At 45.9% G+C, this 22,353-nt stretch carries 18 protein-coding genes; 2 read left to right on the forward strand and 16 right to left on the reverse strand.

The window, feature by feature from the left end:
- Nucleotides 1-104: 104 nt before the first annotated feature.
- Nucleotides 105-1,148: a recombinase RecA gene (gene recA / locus F7Y48_RS07985; RefSeq protein WP_005393872.1), complete on the reverse strand. Its 1,044-nt coding sequence runs from the start codon at nt 1,146-1,148 to the stop codon at nt 105-107.
- 200 nt (nt 1,149-1,348) lie between these two features.
- Entirely contained in the window at nt 1,349-1,831 is a 483-nt protein-coding gene (pncC, locus tag F7Y48_RS07990; protein ID WP_046875089.1) for a nicotinamide-nucleotide amidase, read from the reverse strand.
- 84 nt (nt 1,832-1,915) lie between these two features.
- Between pncC and mutS the strand changes: the two genes are divergently transcribed.
- Entirely contained in the window at nt 1,916-4,477 is a 2,562-nt protein-coding gene (mutS, locus tag F7Y48_RS07995; protein ID WP_006743294.1) for a DNA mismatch repair protein MutS, read from the forward strand.
- An 82-nt stretch (nt 4,478-4,559) separates the two neighbouring features.
- Here the strand turns inward: mutS and rpoS are convergent, their stop codons facing one another.
- The 13 genes from rpoS to rlmD form a co-directional block, all read right to left on the reverse strand.
- Nucleotides 4,560-5,546 carry an RNA polymerase sigma factor RpoS gene (rpoS, locus tag F7Y48_RS08000; protein ID WP_005393877.1) on the reverse strand — a complete coding sequence of 329 codons (987 nt, stop codon included), beginning with the start codon at nt 5,544-5,546 and terminating at the stop codon, nt 4,560-4,562.
- 80 nt (nt 5,547-5,626) lie between these two features.
- The gene (locus F7Y48_RS08005; protein ID WP_065646114.1) at nt 5,627-6,550 is read right to left on the reverse strand and encodes a peptidoglycan DD-metalloendopeptidase family protein; all 924 of its coding nucleotides are present in this window, start codon (nt 6,548-6,550) and stop codon (nt 5,627-5,629) included.
- A 13-nt stretch (nt 6,551-6,563) separates the two neighbouring features.
- Nucleotides 6,564-7,190: a protein-L-isoaspartate(D-aspartate) O-methyltransferase gene (locus F7Y48_RS08010; protein WP_005393881.1), complete on the reverse strand. Its 627-nt coding sequence runs from the start codon at nt 7,188-7,190 to the stop codon at nt 6,564-6,566.
- A complete protein-coding gene (gene surE, locus F7Y48_RS08015) occupies nt 7,190-7,966 on the reverse strand; it encodes a 5'/3'-nucleotidase SurE (protein WP_005393882.1) in 777 nt (258 codons plus the stop codon). Before surE ends, F7Y48_RS08010 begins: the two co-directional genes overlap by 1 nt.
- Nucleotides 7,966-9,009 (reverse strand): tRNA pseudouridine(13) synthase TruD, encoded by a 1,044-nt coding sequence (gene truD, locus F7Y48_RS08020; protein ID WP_258505965.1) that lies wholly within the window; start codon nt 9,007-9,009, stop codon nt 7,966-7,968. Before truD ends, surE begins: the two co-directional genes overlap by 1 nt.
- Nucleotides 9,010-9,055: 46 nt before the next feature.
- Entirely contained in the window at nt 9,056-9,532 is a 477-nt protein-coding gene (ispF, locus tag F7Y48_RS08025; protein ID WP_005393886.1) for a 2-C-methyl-D-erythritol 2,4-cyclodiphosphate synthase, read from the reverse strand.
- Between the two features lie 17 nt (nt 9,533-9,549).
- A complete protein-coding gene (ispD, locus tag F7Y48_RS08030; protein ID WP_258505955.1) occupies nt 9,550-10,254 on the reverse strand; it encodes a 2-C-methyl-D-erythritol 4-phosphate cytidylyltransferase in 705 nt (234 codons plus the stop codon).
- A gap of 1 nt (nt 10,255) precedes the next feature.
- Complete coding sequence (gene ftsB / locus F7Y48_RS08035; protein WP_005380907.1) at nt 10,256-10,537, reverse strand: cell division protein FtsB; 282 nt, start codon at nt 10,535-10,537, stop codon at nt 10,256-10,258.
- Between the two features lie 466 nt (nt 10,538-11,003).
- Complete coding sequence (gene eno / locus F7Y48_RS08040) at nt 11,004-12,305, reverse strand: phosphopyruvate hydratase (protein ID WP_005383785.1); 1,302 nt, start codon at nt 12,303-12,305, stop codon at nt 11,004-11,006.
- 78 nt (nt 12,306-12,383) lie between these two features.
- Complete coding sequence (locus F7Y48_RS08045; RefSeq protein WP_005393892.1) at nt 12,384-14,024, reverse strand: CTP synthase; 1,641 nt, start codon at nt 14,022-14,024, stop codon at nt 12,384-12,386.
- Nucleotides 14,025-14,234: 210 nt separating this feature from the next.
- A complete protein-coding gene (mazG, locus tag F7Y48_RS08050) occupies nt 14,235-15,032 on the reverse strand; it encodes a nucleoside triphosphate pyrophosphohydrolase (RefSeq protein ID WP_258505953.1) in 798 nt (265 codons plus the stop codon).
- A gap of 209 nt (nt 15,033-15,241) precedes the next feature.
- Complete coding sequence (gene relA / locus F7Y48_RS08055; protein WP_258505944.1) at nt 15,242-17,461, reverse strand: GTP diphosphokinase; 2,220 nt, start codon at nt 17,459-17,461, stop codon at nt 15,242-15,244.
- Between the two features lie 123 nt (nt 17,462-17,584).
- A complete protein-coding gene (rlmD, locus tag F7Y48_RS08060) occupies nt 17,585-18,904 on the reverse strand; it encodes a 23S rRNA (uracil(1939)-C(5))-methyltransferase RlmD (protein WP_316683253.1) in 1,320 nt (439 codons plus the stop codon).
- A 192-nt stretch (nt 18,905-19,096) separates the two neighbouring features.
- On the opposite strand from rlmD, the gene barA reads away from it, so the two are divergent.
- Complete coding sequence (barA, locus tag F7Y48_RS08065) at nt 19,097-21,895, forward strand: two-component sensor histidine kinase BarA (protein WP_258505923.1); 2,799 nt, start codon at nt 19,097-19,099, stop codon at nt 21,893-21,895.
- 69 nt (nt 21,896-21,964) lie between these two features.
- Here the strand turns inward: barA and acpS are convergent, their stop codons facing one another.
- Nucleotides 21,965-22,345 carry a holo-ACP synthase gene (gene acpS, locus F7Y48_RS08070; RefSeq protein WP_012841407.1) on the reverse strand — a complete coding sequence of 127 codons (381 nt, stop codon included), beginning with the start codon at nt 22,343-22,345 and terminating at the stop codon, nt 21,965-21,967.
- Between the last annotated feature and the right edge of the window lie 8 nt (nt 22,346-22,353).

The raw sequence follows: 22,353 nt of genomic DNA on the forward strand, positions 1-22,353 counted from the left end.
GTACAGACTCTCAATGGCCTTTGTGATGATTCGATTTTTGATGTCAATAGATACAACAAAGCCCCGCATTGCAGGGCTTTATCACTTTTTAATCTGTGAAGGGATTAAAACTCTTCAGCTTGCTCAGGCGCCTCGCCTGCTTCAGGAGCTTCCGCAAGGGCTGGCGCTAACAACATTTCACGCAATTTAGTATCGATGGTTTTAGCCACTTCAGGATGCTCACGTAGGTAGTTGCACGCGTTCGCTTTACCTTGACCAATCTTATCGCCTTGATAGCTGTACCAAGCACCAGCCTTTTCAACCAGCTTGTGCTTCACGCCTAGATCTACCAGCTCACCTTCGCGGTTAAAGCCTTGACCGTACATGATTTGCGTATTGGCTTCTTTAAACGGTGCAGCAATCTTGTTCTTAACCACTTTGATGCGCGTTTCGTTACCAACGACTTCGTCACCTTCTTTGATTGCGCCAGTACGACGAATATCAAGACGAACAGAAGCGTAGAATTTAAGTGCGTTACCACCCGTGGTCGTTTCTGGGTTACCGAACATCACACCAATCTTCATACGGATTTGGTTGATGAAGATACACATACAGTTAGACTGTTTTAGGTTACCAGTTAGCTTACGCATCGCTTGAGAAAGCATACGAGCCTGAAGACCCATGTGGCTGTCGCCCATTTCGCCTTCAATTTCTGCTTTTGGTGTTAGCGCCGCAACTGAGTCAACAACCATTACGTCGATAGCGCCAGAGCGAGCTAGTGCATCACAAATCTCCAGTGCTTGCTCACCAGTGTCTGGCTGAGAAACCAAGAGCGCATCGATATCAACACCAAGTTTCTTCGCGTAGACAGGGTCCAAAGCGTGCTCTGCATCAATAAACGCACAAGTTTTACCTTCACGTTGCGCAGCAGCGATAAGCTCAAGCGTTAGTGTTGTTTTACCTGAAGATTCTGGACCGTAGACTTCTACGATACGCCCCATTGGCAGGCCACCAGCACCCAAAGCGATATCAAGAGAAAGAGAGCCTGTTGAAATCGTTTCTACGTCCATTGCGCGGTTATCACCAAGGCGCATGATAGAGCCTTTACCGAATTGCTTTTCAATTTGACCTAGCGCAGCGGCGAGCGCTTTCTGTTTGTTCTCGTCCATTACTTTCTCCGATTTATTCATCTTCTTTGGGCGACGAATAGTAATTCATTTTTCTTAAGCAGCTAACCTGCTCAGCAATGAAAGTTATTATACTGTTGATTCATACAGTGTCTATACCTGTATAGAAAAAATTTAGTTCACTGCTTCTAAGGATTTGCTCTAGCCCTTATCAATTCTGGGCTAAGACGGTGTAAGAAATTCTAAATTAAATGTTGATGCAATCGAGTCAATGCATGCATCACCGCTTGTTGACGAACTTCCGCCCTGTCACCAGAAAAATGCATGGTCTCAACAAAGAGCCAGTCGTGCTTATCCGCAAAAGCAAAGCAGACGGTTCCAACCGGCTTTTCATCAGTGCCTCCCCCCGGTCCAGCAACACCACTGATGGAAACCCCAATAGTGGCATTCGAGTGTTGAAGCGCACCTTGCACCATTTCAAGCACAACAGGCTCACTCACGGCACCATGTTCCTCTAAGGTTTCCACTCTCACACCCAGCATTTCCATTTTGGCTTCGTTGCTGTAAGTGACAAAAGCTCTATCTAACCAACCTGAGCTGCCTGCAATATCAGTAATAGCGGTCGCAACACCGCCACCCGTGCACGATTCTGCCGTCGTTAAAACATGACCATGCTTTGCCAATAATGCGCCTAAATCTGCGCTCAATTTTGTTGTTTTTTCCATAGCCAAAATGCCCTTTGTCTCTTTTTACTTGATAGGGATTCACGTATCCTAAGCCGCTACGGAAATAAACAAAAGAACTTACCTGTGAAAGCTGAACAAAAACACACTCCGATGATGCAGCAATACCTCAAGCTAAAAGCTGAGAACCCTGAGATTTTGCTGTTCTACCGCATGGGCGATTTCTACGAACTCTTTTACGATGATGCAAAGCGAGCGTCCCAACTGCTTGATATTTCGCTAACTAAGCGCGGTTCGTCAGCTGGAGAGCCTATTCCTATGGCGGGAGTGCCATTTCACGCAGTAGAAGGCTATCTAGCAAAACTTGTTCAGCTTGGTGAATCAGTCGCAATCTGCGAACAAATTGGCGATCCAGCCACCAGCAAAGGTCCGGTAGAACGTAAAGTTGTACGTATCGTGACACCAGGTACTGTGACGGATGAAGCACTGCTTTCTGAGCGTGTCGATAACTTAATCGCAGCCATTTACCATCACAACGGTAAGTTCGGTTATGCGACGCTGGATGTCACTTCTGGTCGCTTCCAACTGACAGAACCAGAAACCGAAGAAGCGATGACAGCCGAGCTTCAGCGTACCGCACCACGTGAGCTACTATTCCCAGAAGATTTTGAACCTGTACATTTAATGGCAAGCCGCAACGGTAACCGTCGTCGCCCAGTATGGGAGTTTGAGCTTGATACGGCTAAGCAACAACTCAATCAACAGTTTGGTACTAAAGATCTGGTTGGTTTTGGCGTAGAACATGCGTCCTTAGGGTTATGTGCTGCTGGTTGTTTGATCCAGTATGTGAAAGATACGCAACGCACTGCTTTGCCTCATATTCGCTCTTTAACGTTTGATCATCAGGACCAATCCGTCATCCTTGATGCCGCTACCCGACGCAACCTGGAAATTACTCAAAATCTAGCAGGTGGAACCGATAACACACTCGCTGCGGTACTCGACCATTGTGCGACGCCGATGGGCAGCCGAATGCTGAAGCGTTGGTTACATCAGCCTATGCGTTGCATTGAAACGTTAAACAATCGTCTTGATGCGATTGGTGAGATTAAAGAACAAGCGCTGTTTGCCGATCTTCAACCAACGTTAAAACAAATTGGTGATATTGAACGTATCTTAGCACGCCTTGCACTGCGCTCTGCTCGCCCTCGCGATATGGCTAGACTTCGCAATGCCATGCAGCAGCTACCAGAGCTAGAATCTGTAACCGCTTCTTTGACCCATCCATACCTAGCAAAACTGGCGCAATACGCAGCTCCGATTGACGAAGTATGTGATCTGTTAGAGCGTGCAATTAAAGAAAATCCGCCAGTTGTTATTCGTGATGGTGGTGTGATCGCAGAAGGCTATAATGCCGAGCTCGATGAATGGCGCAAATTAGCAGACGGTGCAACAGAATACCTTGAGCAGCTTGAGCGAGATGAGCGTGAACGACACGGCATCGATACGCTTAAAGTCGGCTACAACAACGTACATGGCTTCTTTATTCAAGTGAGCCGTGGCCAGAGCCATTTGGTTCCACCGCACTATGTGCGTCGCCAAACACTCAAAAATGCCGAACGCTATATCATCCCAGAGCTCAAAGAGCACGAAGACAAAGTACTTAATTCGAAATCGAAAGCGCTGGCACTTGAAAAGCAGCTGTGGGAAGAACTGTTTGATCTATTGATGCCAAATCTGGAGAAGCTGCAGAATTTAGCTTCTGCTCTGTCTCAACTCGATGTACTACAAAACCTAGCAGAGCGTGCAGATTCGTTGGATTACTGCCGACCAACGCTTGTGAAAGACGCTGGCATTCACATTCAAGCGGGTCGTCACCCAGTCGTAGAGCAAGTAACAACAGAACCGTTCATCGCGAACCCAATAGAGCTTAACCCAGCACGTAAAATGTTAATCATCACCGGTCCAAACATGGGTGGTAAATCCACTTACATGCGTCAAACTGCGCTGATTGCATTGATGGCACATATCGGCTCTTATGTACCTGCAGAATCTGCACAAATTGGTTCTTTAGATCGTATATTTACTCGTATTGGAGCGTCAGATGATCTTGCATCTGGTCGTTCGACCTTCATGGTAGAAATGACGGAAACCGCTAATATTCTGCACAATGCAACTAAAAACAGTTTAGTGCTAATGGATGAAATCGGTCGCGGTACCAGTACTTACGATGGCCTATCTTTAGCTTGGGCAAGTGCGGAATGGCTCGCAACACAAATTGGTGCGATGACACTATTTGCAACTCACTACTTCGAATTGACAGAGTTGCCAAACCAACTGCCAAACTTAGCGAACGTTCACTTGGATGCCGTAGAACATGGTGACAGCATTGCCTTTATGCACGCAGTTCAAGAAGGTGCGGCAAGTAAGTCTTACGGCCTAGCTGTTGCGGGCTTAGCCGGCGTACCAAAAACGGTCATCAAAAATGCGCGTAACAAACTATCTCAGCTAGAGCAACTAGGGCAAAACAGTGACGCACCACGTCCAAGTGCAGTAGATGTGGCCAACCAATTGAGTCTAATTCCAGAACCTAGCGAGATCGAACAAGCCTTATCTGGTATTGATCCTGATGATTTGACTCCACGCCAAGCACTTGAAGAGTTGTATCGTTTGAAGAAGATGCTTTAAATCGATTCACTTAAGCGAGCACAAAAGAAAAAAGGCTATGGATAACCATAGCCTTTTGCATATCTACTGAAGTACGGATTATTTAATCATCTTCGACGTTAAATAAGTTTTCCATATTCAAACCTTGCTTGATTAAAACCTCACGAAGACGACGTAAACCTTCTACTTGGATTTGACGTACACGCTCACGTGTCAAACCAATCTCTCGACCAACTTCTTCAAGCGTCGAAGGCTCATAGCCTAGAAGACCAAAACGTCGTGCAAGTACTTCTTTCTGTTTTGGATTCAACTCTTCTAACCAATGAATCAGCGATGATTTGATATCGTCATCTTGAGTCGAGACTTCTGGATCGGAGTTGTTTGCGTCGGGAATAATATCCAACAGCGCTTTTTCACCGTCACCACCGATTGGTGTGTCGACAGAGCTAATACGCTCGTTAAGGCGTAGCATTTTACTTACGTCTTCGACTGGAATATCTAACTGAGCAGCAATTTCTTCTGCGGTAGGTTCGTGATCGAGCTTCTGAGAAAGTTCACGCGCAGTACGCAGATAAATGTTCAGCTCTTTCACGACATGAATAGGTAGACGGATCGTACGAGTTTGGTTCATCAACGCACGTTCAATCGTTTGTCGGATCCACCAGGTCGCATAAGTAGAGAAGCGGAAACCACGCTCTGGATCGAACTTCTCGACCGCACGGATCAAACCAAGGTTACCTTCTTCAATCAGATCGAGTAGTGCTAGGCCGCGATTACTGTATCGACGAGAGATCTTGACCACCAAACGTAGGTTACTTTCGATCATACGTTTACGTGCCGCTTCGTCGCCACGCAGAGCTCGTCGAGCATAAAGCACTTCTTCTTCGGCAGTAAGTAGAGGTGAGAAGCCAATTTCACCTAGATACAACTGAGTTGCGTCTAAGCTTTTACTGCTCGCGTCAAATTCTTCACGTGCCGCCGTTTTGCTTTCTGTGGATGATGATTTTTCGAGTTCGTTATCAATGGTCTTCACTGACGCATTGTCAAATGCAAACTCTTCAACTTTGGTTACTGTGTTGCTGATACTCATAACGCCTCCCCCTGGCGAGTTAGCAAGACATGACAACTCAATATGTCGCTAAATGATGTCGCAAGTTGTTTTTCAAAGTTTTAAGGCAAATAGCGTTTTGGATTCACCGATTTACCTTGATAGCGAATTTCAAAGTGTAGCTTGACTGATTTTGCACCTGAACTACCCATGGTGGCGATTTTCTGTCCGCTTTTTACACTTTGTCCTTCTGATACCAGCAGTTTGTCATTATGTGCATAGGCGCTTAAATAATTGTCGTTATGCTTTACTATAATTAAGTTGCCATAACCTCGTAGCGCATTGCCTGAATAAACAACGGTGCCGGCTGCGGTTGAAACGATAGGTTGACCACGCTGTCCTGCGATGTCGATACCTTTATTTCCCTGTTCTCCCGCCGAAAAGTTCTTGATTACTCTCCCTTTTGTTGGCCACAACCACTTAGAAACTTTATCACTCTTCGCCGTGGTAACTGGCGCTTTTTGCTTCACTTTTTGGTTATCTTTTGAACCAACATACTCCTTTGTTTTCGATTGTTCAACCTTCTTTGGAGGCTGTTTTTGTACGACTTTAGGCTTAGTGTCTGTAGGTTTTTGACTAGAGTTTTTACTTGAAGTTTTCGGTTTAGAGGCTGTTGATGTTTTCGTCACTGGGGCTGGTGGCGTCGTAACAACAGGAACCACAACGGGTTCAACTTTTTGGCCATATTTAGGGGCGACATATTTCGGAGCCCAAAGTTTTAGCCTCTGTCCAGGGTAGATGGTGTAAGGCTGAGTTAACTCATTGTAACGGACAAGATCATTTACATCTTTATCTGTGACATAAGCTATGAAGTAAAGTGTATCGCCTTTTTTTACCTCATAATAACTCCCTCTGTAACTTCCTCTTTCAAGGCTTGAATAGTCTTTCTTTAAGCTAGAGACAGGTGCAGGAGAATGCGCTGCACAACCAACTAGTCCTGCAGCAAACACAAAGCTAATACCAATATGACGTAATAACTTACTCACCTATCCCTAACCCTTAAGCTAAATCACCCGCAACCAGAGGTACAAATCGAACCATTTCCACAACAGTAGAGAGATATTCATCTCCCTTACGTTCAATTTTTAGTAACTGTTGCTCCTTATCTCCAACAGGAATCACCATCTTACCGCCATCTTTTAATTGTGCGAGAAGTGCTTGGGGGATCACTTCTGCAGCTGCAGTAACAATGATGGCATCGAAAGGACCACGAGCTTCCCAGCCTTGCCACCCATCAGCATGCTTGGTTGAAACATTGTAGATATCCAATTGTTTCAGACGGCGTTTTGCTTCCCATTGCAACGATTTAATTCGCTCAACGGAGTATACATGGTCAACAATTTTCGCCAGTACTGCGGTTTGATAACCGGAACCCGTTCCGATTTCCAGTACGTGACTCGTTGGCTCTAGTTCGAGTAACTCGGTCATACGAGCAACAATATAAGGTTGAGAAATAGTTTGTCCCTGACCAATCGGTAACGCATTGTTATCGTAGGCTTGGTGCATCATCGCTTGAGAGACAAAGCTTTCTCGTGGTAAGCGTTGGATAGCATCCAGAACTCTTTGGTCTTTGATGCCACTGGAGATAAGAAACGCTATCAACCTGTCAGCATGTGGGTTACTCATTACTTCTCTTCCTTTAACCAACTATCCATTGCACGCAGCGACTCATGAGCAGTGAGATCAACTTGCAGAGGCGTCATTGAAACTCGACCATGTTCAATCGCATAAAAGTCAGTGCCCTCCCCCGCATCTTGCTCTTTTCCTGGAGGCCCTAGCCAATAAATATCATGACCTCTCGGATCTTTCTGCTTAATCATATTCTCTGCGTGATGACGCGCACCTAAACGCGTGACTTCGATTTCGCCCAGGTTTTCTGCTGGTAAGTCAGGCACGTTTACGTTCAATAACCGATTCGTTGGAATCGGAGACGCTAAATGCTGTTGCACAATTTGACGTGCAATTTTTGCGGCAGATTCGAAATGACGCTTACCCACCAGCGAAAAAGCAACCGACTGAACACCAAGGAAATGCCCTTCCATTGCTGCAGCTACTGTTCCTGAGTAAAGAACGTCATCACCCAAATTTGCACCATGGTTGATGCCTGATAAAACAAGATCGGGCAAATCATCTTTCATCAGCTCATTCAGCGCGAAATGTACACAATCTGTAGGCGTTCCTTGCACTGAATAGATATTTGGGGCAATTTCAGTTACGCGTAATGGTTGCTCTAGTGTCAGTGAGTTCGAAGCACCTGAACGATTTCGGTCAGGTGCGACAATGGTCACTTCAGCGATATCTCGCAACTCATCAGCAAGTGCATGAATCCCTTGCGCATGTACGCCATCGTCGTTGCTGATTAAGACTCTTAGGGGCTTCGCGTTTAGTGAATCCTGTTCCATTAGTATTCTCTTTCTACTTCAACCTCATTAACTAACTCACGAACGATAGAGGTTGCAAAAGATCCCGCATCCAATGAGAAAGTCAGCGTAATGTTGTTACCTTCAACCGTCCAAGCTAAATCTTTTGGCTTCAGCGCAATATCGCGACGGTCATGGCGCATGCGATTACCACGAATCAGCGCCATGAGATCAGGCTCTTCATCTAAGAACGGTTGTTCTAAAGTAAGCGCATCCGCTTGAGTTGGAAGCGCATTATCACCTGCTAGGGCCGCGGTAATTGCCACTTCACCTGCAGCAAATTGTGCTTGTAGATCTGCGATATTGCTTGCATCAATCAACTGAGTGCCAGAACTTGTCTGTGCAATATCACCATCGATGAATTTATCAAACACGCCACTTTCTAGACGAGCAGAAACGATACGGTTGAAGATCCACGAACGCGCCGCTGATAAATACATGCTGCGCTTATTTTGATTACGGGTACGAACGTTTTCACGTCCCCATCGACGTGCTTCTTCAAGGTTGTTGCCATCATTGCCAAAACGCTGACTACCAAAGTAGTTTGGCACACCAACTTGTTTCACTTTTTCAAGGCGTTGCTCTACATCTTCAACGTCAGTCACTTCAGACAAAGTGACAACAAACTCGTTCCCTATTAAGTCTCCTGGACGCAGTTTTTTGTTGTGTCGATCAGTCGCTAAGATTTCAATACTCGGATATTGAGCTAGGAATGCCGAGAAATCCGGCGTTTCCCCTTTCGGTAAATGGACACTCAGCCACTGTTCCGTCACCGCATGGCGGTCTTTAAGGCCTGCCCAGCTAACGTCTTTCGACTTTACGCCACAAGCTTTCGCCAACTCATTCGCAACAAAACTGGTATTTTCTCCAGTTTTTCGAATACGCACCATTAGGTGCTCGCCTTCGCCGGTAAAGGCAAAACCTAAATCCTCACGAACCTGAAAATGTTCTGGTTGCGCTTTGATTTTTGCCGATGCAACAGGCTTACCCGTTAGATAAGCCAATGAAGATAAAATATCTGACATGATGTTTTTCCGCTGTTTACACAGCATTAAGGAGCAAGTTGGTTAATTATTGCTTGAACAGAAGCACCACGGCTTCCGTTGCAATGCCTTCTTTGCGTCCAGTAAAACCGAGACGCTCTGTCGTCGTCGCTTTTACGTTAATGTTACTAATATCGGTTTCTAGGTCTTCCGCAATCGCCGCACACATCGCGTCAATATGAGGTGCCATCTTAGGTGCTTGTGCCATGATGGTGACATCGGCATTACCAAGGCGGTAGCCTTGCTCTTTGACACGACGATAAACGTCTTTCAACAATTCGCGGCTATTTGCCCCTTTCCATTTATCGTCGGTATCCGGGAAGTGACGACCAATATCACCCGCAGCAATCGCCCCGAGTAGCGCATCAGTCAAAGCATGAAGTGCAACATCACCATCTGAGTGGGCTACTAAGCCCTGCTCGTAAGGGATAGCAACACCACCAATAATGACCGGGCCTTCACCACCAAATTTATGCACGTCAAAACCGTGACCAATTCGAATCATTTTTTATCCTTTCTTTTTTAGCCGCGCTCACGGCTCAGATAAAACTCCGCTAACGCGAGATCTTCTGGCTGAGTAATTTTTATGTTATTCGCATTACCCTGGACTAAAGCAGGCGTTTCGCCCAACCACTCTAAAGCCGATGCTTCATCCGTGATGGCTACGCCTTGTTCTAATGCGTCAACCAGTGCTCGAGTCAGTTGTTGAGTTTTAAACATTTGTGGAGTTAATGCATGCCACAATGCTTCTCTATCTACCGTATGATCGATATCTTGTGCTACGTTTGCTCGCTTCATTGTGTCTCTCACAGGAGATGCAAGGATGCCACCGGTTAGGTGAGCGCAGCAAACATCAATCAAGCGGTCAATGTCGGATGTTAATACACATGGCCTTGCGGCGTCGTGGACCAATACCCACTCGCTTTCCAGATGTTCATTGACATAGTTTAGCCCTGAAAGTACGGAATCAGCGCGCTCTTTGCCACCCGCGACTTGAATTACATCGGGATGGTTCGCGATGGTTAACTCAGGGAAATAAGGGTCACCTTCGGTAATGGCGACAACCACTTTCGAAATTCGTGGGTGCGACAGCAACTTTTCTACAGTGTGTTCCAGCACCGGTTTTCCGTCGATCAATAAATATTGCTTAGGGCGGTCAGCCTTCATTCGACTACCGACACCGGCAGCAGGAACAATTGCGACATGCGATGAGTTCACATCCAACATTTTAATGATTTTCCTCACCTATAATGCGGTAGAAAGTCTCGCCATCTTTAACTAAACCAAGCTCATGACGCGCACGTTCTTCAATCGCATCAAGACCTTGCCTTAAGTCATCAATCTCAGCAAACATTTCATTATTGCGAGCTTGTAGCTTGCTGTTCACTTGTTGCTGAACTTCAATTTCATCTTTTACTGTGTAGTAGTCAGACACTCCGTTTTTACCAAACCATAGAGTGTATTGAAGCAAGCCAAACAGTAGCGTAAGGGCTATAACAAAGATTCGCATATCGCTGCTAACATTCTGTACCGGAAGGAATTAGATAAGGTGACATATATAGCATAAATGCGAGGTTGCCTCTAGGGGAGAAAGGGAGACTCACACGCTCCTTACAAGAAATAAGCAGCAAAATGAAACAAAGACATATGAAGCTATTCTTAGCACTCACCAAAGTAAGACCAAGAAATACAAGCCTATAGATACAAAAACACCCCCGCAAAATCAGGGTATTTTCAAAGCTTCAACCTAAGCGGTTAATCCAATGAAGAACTAAGCTTGAGCTTCTTTAAGACCGCTTCTTTGAAACATGGAGGAGCGTGCTCACCTAGAGCTTCCTCGATGCAGATAAATGGGTTGCTTTCTTTAGGTATGGCAGCAACACGGCCAGAACGGCTCATCGCTCTTAAATAAAAAACGCCCCACCGAAGTGGAGCGTTTCTAGAAAGCTATTTAGCTAAACTTATTCAACTAAGAATTAAGCTTGACCTTTAACTTCTTTAAGACCGTTGAAAGGAGCGCGCTCACCTAGAGCTTCCTCGATACGGATTAGTTGGTTGTACTTAGCAACACGGTCAGAACGGCTCATAGAACCAGTTTTGATTTGACCTGCAGCAGTACCTACCGCTAGATCAGCAATAGTTGCATCTTCAGTTTCGCCAGAACGGTGAGAGATTACAGCTGTGTAACCTGCGTCTTTAGCCATCTTGATTGCAGCTAGAGTCTCAGTTAGAGAACCGATTTGGTTGAACTTGATAAGGATAGAGTTAGCTACGCCTTTCTCGATACCTTCAGCAAGGATCTTAGTGTTAGTAACGAATAGATCGTCACCTACTAGTTGAAGTTTGTCACCTAGTAGTTCAGTTTGGTGCTTGAAGCCATCCCAGTCAGACTCGTCTAGACCGTCTTCGATAGAAACGATTGGGAATTGGTTAGCTAGCTCAGCTAGGTAGTGGTTGAACTCTTCAGAAGTGAAAGTTTTACCTTCGCCTTTCATGTTGTAGATGCCAGCTTCTTTGTCGAAGAACTCAGATGCTGCACAGTCCATAGCTAGAGTAACGTCTTTACCTAGTTCGTAACCAGCAGCTGCAACAGCTTCTGCGATAACTTCTAGAGCTTCAGCGTTAGATTTAAGGTTAGGAGCGAAACCACCTTCGTCACCAACTGCAGTGCTGTAGCCTTTAGACTTAAGAACTTTAGCTAGGTTGTGGAATACTTCTGCACCGATACGTAGACCTTCTTTAAGAGTCTTAGCACCAACTGGTTGGATCATGAACTCTTGGATGTCAACGTTGTTGTCTGCGTGCTCACCACCGTTGATGATGTTCATCATTGGTAGAGGCATAGAGAACTGACCAGCTGTACCGTTTAGTTCAGCGATGTGCTCGTATAGAGGCATGCCTTTAGCTGCAGCAGCAGCTTTAGCGTTTGCTAGAGAAACAGCTAGGATAGCGTTAGCACCGAATTTAGATTTGTTTTCAGTGCCGTCTAGTTCGATCATTACTGCGTCGATTGCAGCTTGGTCTTTAGCGTCTTTGCCAACTAGAGCTTCAGCGATTGGGCCGTTTACAGCTTCAACTGCTTTAAGAACACCTTTACCTAGGAAACGTGCTTTGTCACCGTCACGTAGCTCAAGAGCTTCGCGAGAACCAGTAGATGCGCCAGATGGAGCTGCCGCCATACCTACGAAACCGCCTTCTAGGTGTACTTCAGCTTCTACAGTTGGGTTACCACGTGAGTCGATGATTTCACGACCTAGAACTTTAACGATCTTAGACATTAATGTTTCCTCTCGTTTCAAATATAAATGTCAATTTTAAAGGGCAGCAGCACAACCTTCGCCGCCGCCCGTATCCTTTTACTTCTCGAATTCGCCGCGTGCGTTTTGGCCCGCAGCTTTAACGAAACCTGCAAACAATGGGTGGCCATCGCGAGGAGTCGATGTGAATTCTGGGTGGAACTGAGCCGCTACAAACCATGGGTGAGCTGGGTTCTCAATCATTTCCACTAGCTTCTTGTCCGCTGATAGGCCAGAAACTTTCAGACCTGCTTTTTCGATTTGCGGACGAAGCACATTATTCACTTCGTAACGGTGACGGTGACGTTCATGGATCGTCGCGCTACCGTAAAGTTCACGAGCTTTCGTCCCTTTCTCTAGGTGACATAGCTGTGAACCAAGACGCATCGTACCACCTAGGTCAGACTTTTCAGTACGCTCTTCTACGTTACCTGACTCGTCTACCCACTCTGTGATCAAACCTACCACAGGGTACTTAGTCTCTTTGTTAAATTCTGTTGAATGTGCACCTTCCATACCCGCAACGTTACGCGCGTATTCAATTAGTGCAACTTGCATACCCAAACAAATACCTAGGTAAGGCACATTGTTTTCACGTGCATATTGAGCCGCACGGATCTTGCCTTCAATACCACGATCGCCGAAGCCACCTGGAACTAGGATCGCGTCTAAGCCTTCTAGCAGCTCAACGCCTTTTGTTTCGATATCTTGTGAGTCTACATACTTAATTGTGACACTTAGACGGTTTTTCAAGCCAGCGTGTTTAAGCGCTTCGTTCACAGACTTGTATGCATCTGGCAATTCAGTGTATTTACCAACCATACCGATGGTTACTTCACCAGTAGGATTTGCTTCTTCGTAAATAACCTGTTCCCACTCAGAAAGATCAGCTTCAGGAGCTGTGATGCCAAAGCGAGCACACACAAGATCATCTAGACCTTGAGACTTGATCAATTGAGGAATCTTGTAGATAGAATCTACGTCCTTCATTGAAATTACTGCTTTTTCTGGAACATTACAGAATAGTGCGATTTTCTTACGTTCATTCGCTGGAATAACGCGGTCGCTACGGCAAACTAGGATATCTGGCTGAATACCGATAGATAGAAGTTCTTTTACAGAGTGTTGAGTTGGCTTAGTTTTCACTTCGCCCGCTGCCGCTAGGTAAGGAACAAGTGTTAGGTGCATGAACATTGCGCGCTCACGGCCTAGTTCAACGGCTAGCTGACGAATCGCTTCCATAAATGGTAGTGATTCGATATCACCAACGGTACCGCCAACTTCAACGATAGCCACATCATGGCCTTCAGAGCCAGCAATTACACGGTCTTTGATCGCGTTAGTGATGTGAGGGATAACTTGAATAGTTGCGCCTAGGTAGTCACCACGACGTTCTTTACGAAGTACGTCGGCATAAACACGACCTGCAGTGAAGTTGTTACGCTTGGTCATCTTGGTACGGATGAAACGCTCGTAGTGACCAAGGTCAAGGTCAGTCTCTGCGCCATCTTCTGTAACGAACACTTCACCGTGCTGAGTAGGGCTCATAGTGCCCGGGTCAACGTTGATGTAAGGGTCAAGCTTCATCATAGTCACTTTAAGACCACGAGCTTCTAGAATAGCCGCAAGAGATGCTGCTGCAATACCTTTACCTAGAGAGGATACAACCCCGCCAGTAACAAAAATGTAATTTGTCGTCATGTTTAACCTGAAATTGGTTGAATGAGGGAAATGGAGTGCTTCTGGACGGGAGATAAATATACCAGAAGCTCCTTACCGCCACAACGTGAAATCTATCACACCGTAATTTTTTATTTTTTGCTTCAAATCAAAGTGAGCAAAGACAAACCAAAGTCCGTTTTCGTGTTAAGAGGAAAACTGGCCTCATATTGTATATTCCGCCTATTTCCCCTATCTCGACTCTTCTCGCTTTACTTCATCCCAGAAATCGTCGAGCTCTGATAAAGAACAATCTGTAAGCGCTTTGCCTGACTGCTGGACCTTTCCTTCAACTTGCTTAAAACGTCTCGCAAACTTTAAGTTTGCTTTACCTAGTGCGACTTCTGGATTTTTATCAAGATGGCGTGCCAAATTGACGGTCGCAAATAGCAAATCGCCGAGTTCCAACTCCACTTTTTCTTCATCAGGCTGGACTTGTAGTGCTTCTTCCATGACTTCATCAATTTCTTCTCGCACCTTATCGACAACCGGGCCAAGAGAGTCCCAGTCAAATCCATATTTCGCACATTTTTTCTGTATCTTTGTAGCACGAGAAAGTGCAGGCAAAGAGTTTGGTATTGAGTCTAGGATACTTTCTTCCGCTTTGCCCACCTGCGCTTTTTCTTTTGCTTTTTCGGCTTCCCAGTTGGCGTTGATTTCCTCGTCCGATTCAAATTCAACATCTGAAAAAACATGCGGATGACGGCGAGTCAGTTTTTCATTCACAGTTTCGACAACATCCGAAAATTCGAACAACCCTTGCTCTTTCGCTAATTGGCTATAAAAAATCACCTGGAACAACAAATCACCCAACTCTTCTTGCAAGTTCGGCCAATCACGGTTTTGAATCGCATCCACCACTTCGTAAGTTTCTTCGATGGTGTGCGGAACGATGGTGTCAAAGGTTTGTTTTAAGTCCCAAGGGCAACCCTTTTCTGGGTCACGCAACTTCGCCATGATTTGTTCTAATTGTTCAATTGGATGACTCATTTTTTGTTCCTTTAAACCTTTCTATTAAAGAAAAAGGTGAGCGGCCAAAACCACTCACCTTCTACATTATATTTTCTCAGCAGCTTTCACTAAGTAATTGTTACTTTGACAAGGCAACAAGTTTTCGCGACTCCTGAGCATAGCTCGCCTATGTGATGGAGCAAGAAAACGCAGTTAACGCAGTAAAAGTGACAAGTACGACGTGAAAGTTAGCCGAGGCGTTTCACCGTCATGACATCCTTTATTTGTTCTACCCGTTTCGAAACACGAGAAAGCACCTCAATATTGGTGACTTCTAGATCAAAGTCCATGATGGCAAGTTGACGTCTGTAATCGACTCGGTTCTTCATACTGGTCACTTTGATCTTTTCGTTGGCGAACAGTGTCGTAATGTCTTTGAGTAGACCACCTCGCTCCATCGCTTCAACACGGACGGTGAGGATGTATGACCCGACGAAGCCGCTGCCCCAGACAGTATCAATGATACGCTCTGGCGCATGATGGCGCAGTTCTTCTAACTGTTCACAGTCACTACGGTGTACTGAAATGCCGCGACCTTGCGTGATGTAACCACAGATATCATCACCTGGAATCGGCTGACAGCAACGCGCTAGGTGCGTCATTAGATTATCGACACCTTCTACAACGACGGCGTCTTTTTTCGGTCGGCTTTGCGCTGGTGATTTGTGCTCTGCTTCTTGCAGTTTTTCCAGTGCTTGCTGGTCTTCTTCTTCTGCCGTTGGCTTGTTAACGAGCGCATTAATATGGTTAATGATTTGGTTGATACGCAAATCACCGCTCCCAACACCAACGTAAAGCTCATCTGGTGTTTTGACGTTAAACCGTTTGAGAGCGTAATGCTCAGCATCTTTTAACGTTGCGCCAATTTTTGCTAACTCATGTTCAAGAATTTCACGACCCGCTTCGAGGTTCTTCTCACGGCTTTGCTTTCGGAACCAGGCGTTAATTTTGGCACGCGCGCGGCCAGAATGAACAAAGCCTAATGATGGGTTTAACCAGTCTCGCGATGGGTTAGGCTCTTTCTGAGTGATAATTTCAACCTGATCACCCATATGTAGTTTATGAGTAAACGGTACTATGCGGCCTCCGACTTTGGCGCCGATACAACGGTGTCCCACTTCGGAGTGAATATGGTAGGCAAAATCTAGCGGCGTTGCCCCCATAGGTAAATCGACAACATCGCCGCGAGGTGTAAAGGCATAGACGCGATCATCAAAGACTTGGCTACGTAGCTCATCAAGCATTTCGCCAGAATCTGACATTTCTTCTTGCCAATCCAGTAGCTTACGCAGCCACGTAATCTTCTCATCATAACCGCTTCGGCTGCTTGCCCCTTCTTTATATTTCCAGTGCGCTGCAACACCCAGCTCCGACTCTTCATGCATTTGCTTAGTTCGAATCTGGATCTCGATGGTTTTGCCTTCTGGCCCTAGAATTACGGTGTGGATCGATTGATAACCGTTTGGTTTAGGGTTAGCAACGTAGTCATCAAACTCGCTCGGTAGGTGCTTGTATTTGGTGTGAACTACGCCCAAAGCCGCGTAACAGTCTTGCAGTTTGTCTGCGATGATACGTACTGCTCGCACATCAAACAGCTCATCGAATGCCAAACTCTTCTTCTGCATTTTTCGCCAAATGCTGTAGATGTGCTTAGGTCGACCACTCACTTCGGCGTTAATACCTGACACTTCCATTTCGTGCGAGAGGTCTTCAACAAAGTCTTTGATGTACTGTTCACGAACAATACGTCGCTCAGAAAGCTGCTTGGCAATTTGTTTGTAAGTTTCCGGTTGTTGGTAGCGGAAAGCGTAATCTTCAATTTCCCATTTCAGCTGACCGATGCCTAATCGGTTTGCTAGCGGCGCATAGATGTTGGCACACTCTTTTGCCGCCGCACGTCGAACCTCATCAGGCGCTTTTTTAACTTCAATAAGATTACAAATTCGCTCCGCAAGCTTGATAACCACGCAGCGGAAGTCATCCACCATGGCAAGCAGCATGCGGCGTACGTTATCTACCTGAGATGACGCCGCACTGCCTTCCATGTTGACATTGAGTTGGCCAATAGCCGCCATCTCTTCAACGCCATCGATTAATTTTATGATTTCTTTGCTGTATTTCTCTTCCAGAATTTCTCTGTTAAAAGCACCACTTGAAACCAAAGGAAACAGTTGTGCAGCCACTAAGGTGGCCTGATCCATAGACAAGGTGATCAAAATTTCGATCATTTCTCGTCCACGCCACAACAACAGTTCCGCTTGCTCGTTATCGGCTAATACCGTCTGGCAATCTCGATATACTTCGATTAAGCGTGAGGCTGTGTTTTTCTCTTGTCCTAGGCTAGCCACCCAGTTTTCGAGTTCAAACTGTTCATCTTGGTTTAAATGCGCGCTTCTTACCGCAACCATCTCATCATCCTAATTATTATATTCGTGTGGTTTGACTAACACCGTCCAGGTTAGTTCTTTTACCTGCGCGTAAACGCTGGCTTTATGACCACCCACCACAAATAAGGGGCCAAAGTCCTAAAGTTAGGACTTTTCAAACAATGCCATCGATTCTAGATGACTGGTATGAGGGAACATGTCCAGCATACCTAATTTAGTTAATTTATAGCCTTGCTCCATCAAGCTTTGGCTGTCCCTAGCAAGGGTAGCAGGATTACAAGAAACATAAACTACACGCTGTGCGCCAAGCTCAGAAACTTGATCGATGATCCCACTTGCCCCCGCGCGTGCTGGGTCTAACAGCACTTTATCAAACCGTTCTGCCGCCCAGACCTGCCCTTCAAAGTCTTGCTCAAGGTTAGCGTGATAAAATTGCGCATTATTGATTTGGTTCAAGGATGCATTATTTGTAGCTTTTTCGACCATCTCTGCAACACCCTCGACACCAACCACGTGCTTAGCTAACTTCGCAATCGGTAAACTGAAGTTGCCTACGCCGCAGAACAAATCTAACACTCTGTCACTCTTTTGCGGGTCTAACCACTCAACCGCTTGCTTGACCATTTGTTGATTTACGGCTTGGTTCACTTGAATGAAATTATTTGGCGCAAAAGGAATTTTCACGCCAACCTCTTGATAAAAAGGCATATCACCTTCAACAAGGTTTAGCTGATCTGTTGCTGGCATTAAGTACAGCGATGCATTACGACGTTTTGCCAGCTCCGTTAGAGATTGAGTTTCACTCGCTGTCAGAGCACTCAAGTGACGCAACGTAATACACGGCCCATTATCACCAAGTACCAGCTCTACATGGCCCAATTGTTCCGGCTTTTTAAACGCTTTTAGTACTGAATAAATCTCTGGAAGCAGAACGTTCAGTTCCGGCGCCAGCACTGGGCAGTCGGTCACTTGCACGATTTGCTTACTCTGCTTTTTACGGAAACCAAAGTGCAATTGACGTGTTTTTTTATCGACAAATAAGCTCACTCGCGCACGACGACGATAGGCCAGTGAATCCCCTAATAATGGCGCATCAAGCTCAATATCATTGCCTGAAAATTTTCGCATCAGCTGACGCAGTGTTTGCTGTTTGTGCGTCAATTGTTGGTCATAATCTAGGTGTTGCAAGTCACAGCCACCACACTCGTGGTAATGCGGACAAAATGGCTCCACGCGAGTGTCACTCGGCTTAAGAATCTTAATCAGTTTGCCGCGAGCAAATTTACTTTTTTCTTCCACTAACTGCGTGACGATTTCTTCTCCCGGCAATGCGCCATCAATAAAAAGCGGTTTTTTCTTTAGGTAAGCAATACCTGCGCCGTGGTGATCTAAACGCTCCACTTGCACCGCTTGATGACGAGTATTGAGTTGGGTTTTCTTTTTCGGTTGAAAGATGCGTGCCATGCTCTATGCCTGATTTATGTCTAATTGCTCTTCGGCTTCACTATTCTTGATTGCAGCCGTTGTGTGATTCGAGTGACTTGATTATGCTTACCGTTTATTAGGTGACGTCACTTCTTTGCTCAACGCCTTATCGTGCGCTTGAGAAATAATGCGTTATTTTCCCATATCCAGACTCCGATGTAATTAGATAACATGACCAGATATGGCTTACGAGCACGTGTAATTACACTGACTCTCGCTCCCACTCTCATCATTGGTTTATTACTGAGCGGTTTTTTCTCATTTAATCGCTACCAAGACCTTGAGAAACAAGTTATCACCACTGGTAACAGCATCATTGAGCCGTTAGCAATTGCCAGTGAAACTCATCTACTATCAGAAAGCCGAGAGGCGGTACGTCGCTTGATAAGCTACGCCCATCGCAAAAACTCTAAACTGGTTCGTAGTATCGCGGTGTTTGATGAACATCATGAGCTCTTCGTGACATCTAACTTTCACCCTAATTTCGAAGCCTTGATGTTCCCTAAAGATAAACCGATCCCGCAACTGGGCAATTCGGAAATCTACGAAAACTCACTGATATTGCGCGTACCTATTTTATCCGAGGGTCACTATTTAGCGGAGTTGTCGAACGAAAGCCAAGGAACTAAAGCAATTGGTTATATTGCCGTTGAGTTAGATCTCTCCTCTTTAAGGCTGCAACAGTATCAAGAAGTTTTCTCTGCTTTTTTAGTTCTTATACTCGGTCTTGGCTTGGCAAGTGTGTTTGCTTCACGTCTGATGCACGATGTTACCCAGCCTATCACCCACATGAAGAATGTCGTTGACCGCATTCGCCGTGGTCACCTAGACGTGCGTATCGAAGGTAAAATGCACGGTGAGTTAGACCAACTGAAAAACGGTATTAACGCCATGGCGGTATCGCTATCGGAATATCACGTGGAGATGCAGCACAGTATAGACCAAGCCACATCAGACTTGCGTGAAACGCTTGAGCAGCTAGAGATTCAGAACGTTGAGTTAGATATCGCGAAGAAACGCGCGCAAGAAGCGGCCAGGGTTAAATCTGAGTTCTTGGCGAACATGTCGCACGAACTGCGTACTCCGCTCAATGGGGTTATTGGCTTTACTCGTCAAATGCTTAAAACGCAGCTTTCTAACAGCCAAACTGATTACCTACAGACGATTGAGAAGTCAGCGAACAATCTACTGAACATCATCAATGACATTCTCGACTTCTCGAAACTTGAGGCGGGTAAGTTAGCGCTGGAAAACATTCCGTTTGATTTCCGAGAAAGTTTAGAAGAAGTGATTAACCTACAAGCCACGAGTGCACATGAGAAAGGGTTAGAAATCACCCTAAAAGTGGACCCTAAAATTCCACCGGGTTTAGTTGGGGACCCACTACGTATCCAGCAAATTTTGACGAACTTGGTCGGTAACTCCATCAAGTTTACCGAGCGAGGCAACATTGATGTTAGTGTTGAAATGCGCTCTCAATCTGGGGACTCCGTCGAACTGCAATTCATGGTGCGCGATACTGGTATTGGTATTTCTGAACGTCAGCAAGCGCAATTATTCCAAGCGTTCAGCCAAGCGGATGCCAGCATTTCACGTCGCTACGGCGGCACTGGGTTAGGTTTGGTTATCACGCAGAAATTGGTAAGCCAGATGGGTGGCGAGATCAGCTTAACCAGCCGCCTACACCAAGGTTCGACGTTCTGGTTTACGGTGCGCTTGCACTCAACAGAAATGCCAATGAGCGAACTGATTGAAGTGGAGCTTCTAACGGGCAAACAGTTGCTGTTGATTGAACCAAACATGCAAGCCGCATCCGTAACCCAACAGATTCTAAGTCAAGAAGGTATCTTAGTAACCTACCGCTCTTCGCTACCGAAAAACGAAGAACAATATGACTATGTATTACTGAATTTAGCGGCGAATCAAACGCATGATGCAGACGTCATTACACCTTGGATAGAACAAGCGAAACGCATGGCTCCGAGTGTGATCCTAGGGACGCCGAGTACCGAACTGGCACTTGCCGACCAAATTATGACAGAGCATCACGTCCAATGCCTGACGAAGCCGTTGTCTCGCCGTAAACTGCTACAAAGCCTGATTAGCGAACATGTCGAATCACCACCAACATTGAGTGCTCCAATTACGCCAAGCGAAGGGGAGCGTTTACCTCTGACGGTGTTAGCGGTGGATGATAACCCAGCGAACTTGAAGCTGATTTCCGCTCTGCTTCGCGAACGAGTAGAAACCGTCACCGCCTGTAGCAATGGCCAGCAAGCGGTGAACCTTGCGACGGAGAAAAAGTACGACTTAATCTTCATGGATATCCAAATGCCACAAATGGATGGTGTGACCGCTTGTCAGCACATTAAAAAGTTGGAGTTAAATAAAGACACGCCAGTGATTGCGGTAACTGCGCATGCCATGGCGGGTGAAAGAGATCGCTTGCTCTCGGCAGGAATGGATGACTACTTGACCAAACCTATTGAAGAGCATGTGCTACAACAGGTTTTGGTTCATTGGAACCCAAATGCTTGTACAGAGAGCATTGGCAAAGTCGCCCCTTCATACGTTGATGAGCCTGAAGGGAGCGCGCCACAATCCGTTTCTTCGCCTCAACAGGATGTGATTATTGATTGGCAAGCTGCCTTAAAACAGAGCGCGAATAAAGAGGATCTCGCCAAAGACATGCTGCGCATGTTGATTGAGTTCATCCCTGAAGTAGAAGCAGTCGTTGACCAAGCTCTGGAGCAAGAAGATATCTCCCGTGATGACCTAATTCATGTCATCCATAAGCTGCACGGCAGTAGCTCATATTGCGGAGTGCCTAGGCTGAAATCACTCTGTGCGACGCTTGAGCAAGCACTGCGCTCAGGGATCAGTCTTGAGGAGGTTGAGCCTGAAATGTTCGAGCTGCAAGATGAAATGATTAAAGTCACAACGACTGCAAAATTATACCTTAAACAGTAATCTGCTCGAGAGACAAGAAAGCCAGAGCATCTGCTCTGGCTTTTTAGTATTTTGTTTAAGACTTACAAGCTAGGATTCAAAAATGACCGTCGCCACAGCGTAATGACGCTCATCGGAAATGGACAGGTGAATGTGGTTAACGCCCATCGCATCCGCTATTTGCTTTGCTGTGCCCGTCAATGCGAGCACTGGTTTTCCAAGCGCATCGTTCGAGATGGAAAAATCGTGAAACGTGACCCCTTTCGCGATCCCTGTCCCCAATGCTTTTGAGGCCGCTTCTTTGACCGCAAAGCGCTTAGCAAGATAACGGCCTTGCAGCTTAAGCTGTGAAAATTTAGCCATTTCTTCTTCTGAAAGAATACGCTGAGCAAAAGGCTCACCACTACGAGCTAACGCTTTTTCAATACGCTCAATTTCTGCAATGTCGGTCCCTAACCCTATAATCGCCATCTAGATAG

The sequence above is a fragment of the Vibrio sp. 2-1-2a genome (assembly GCF_032648565.1).
Classification (GTDB): domain Bacteria; phylum Pseudomonadota; class Gammaproteobacteria; order Enterobacterales; family Vibrionaceae; genus Vibrio; species Vibrio diabolicus.

What these genes read in the sequence shown, in the direction of transcription:
- barA (WP_258505923.1), top strand. Translation starts at nt 19,097, where the DNA reads ATGACCAGATATGGCTTACGAGCACGTGTAATTACACTGACTCTCGCT.
- mazG (WP_258505953.1), bottom strand. Translation starts at nt 15,032, where the DNA reads ATGAGTCATCCAATTGAACAATTAGAACAAATCATGGCGAAGTTGCGT.
- F7Y48_RS08010 (WP_005393881.1), bottom strand. Translation starts at nt 7,190, where the DNA reads ATGAGTAACCCACATGCTGACAGGTTGATAGCGTTTCTTATCTCCAGT.
- surE (WP_005393882.1), bottom strand. Translation starts at nt 7,966, where the DNA reads ATGGAACAGGATTCACTAAACGCGAAGCCCCTAAGAGTCTTAATCAGC.
- ispD (WP_258505955.1), bottom strand. Translation starts at nt 10,254, where the DNA reads ATGTTGGATGTGAACTCATCGCATGTCGCAATTGTTCCTGCTGCCGGT.
- F7Y48_RS08045 (WP_005393892.1), bottom strand. Translation starts at nt 14,024, where the DNA reads ATGACGACAAATTACATTTTTGTTACTGGCGGGGTTGTATCCTCTCTA.
- rlmD (WP_316683253.1), bottom strand. Translation starts at nt 18,904, where the DNA reads ATGGCACGCATCTTTCAACCGAAAAAGAAAACCCAACTCAATACTCGT.
- recA (WP_005393872.1), bottom strand. Translation starts at nt 1,148, where the DNA reads ATGGACGAGAACAAACAGAAAGCGCTCGCCGCTGCGCTAGGTCAAATT.
- acpS (WP_012841407.1), bottom strand. Translation starts at nt 22,345, where the DNA reads ATGGCGATTATAGGGTTAGGGACCGACATTGCAGAAATTGAGCGTATT.
- truD (WP_258505965.1), bottom strand. Translation starts at nt 9,009, where the DNA reads ATGTCAGATATTTTATCTTCATTGGCTTATCTAACGGGTAAGCCTGTT.
- relA (WP_258505944.1), bottom strand. Translation starts at nt 17,461, where the DNA reads ATGGTTGCGGTAAGAAGCGCGCATTTAAACCAAGATGAACAGTTTGAA.
- pncC (WP_046875089.1), bottom strand. Translation starts at nt 1,831, where the DNA reads ATGGAAAAAACAACAAAATTGAGCGCAGATTTAGGCGCATTATTGGCA.
- rpoS (WP_005393877.1), bottom strand. Translation starts at nt 5,546, where the DNA reads ATGAGTATCAGCAACACAGTAACCAAAGTTGAAGAGTTTGCATTTGAC.
- ftsB (WP_005380907.1), bottom strand. Translation starts at nt 10,537, where the DNA reads ATGCGAATCTTTGTTATAGCCCTTACGCTACTGTTTGGCTTGCTTCAA.
- ispF (WP_005393886.1), bottom strand. Translation starts at nt 9,532, where the DNA reads ATGATTCGAATTGGTCACGGTTTTGACGTGCATAAATTTGGTGGTGAA.
- eno (WP_005383785.1), bottom strand. Translation starts at nt 12,305, where the DNA reads ATGTCTAAGATCGTTAAAGTTCTAGGTCGTGAAATCATCGACTCACGT.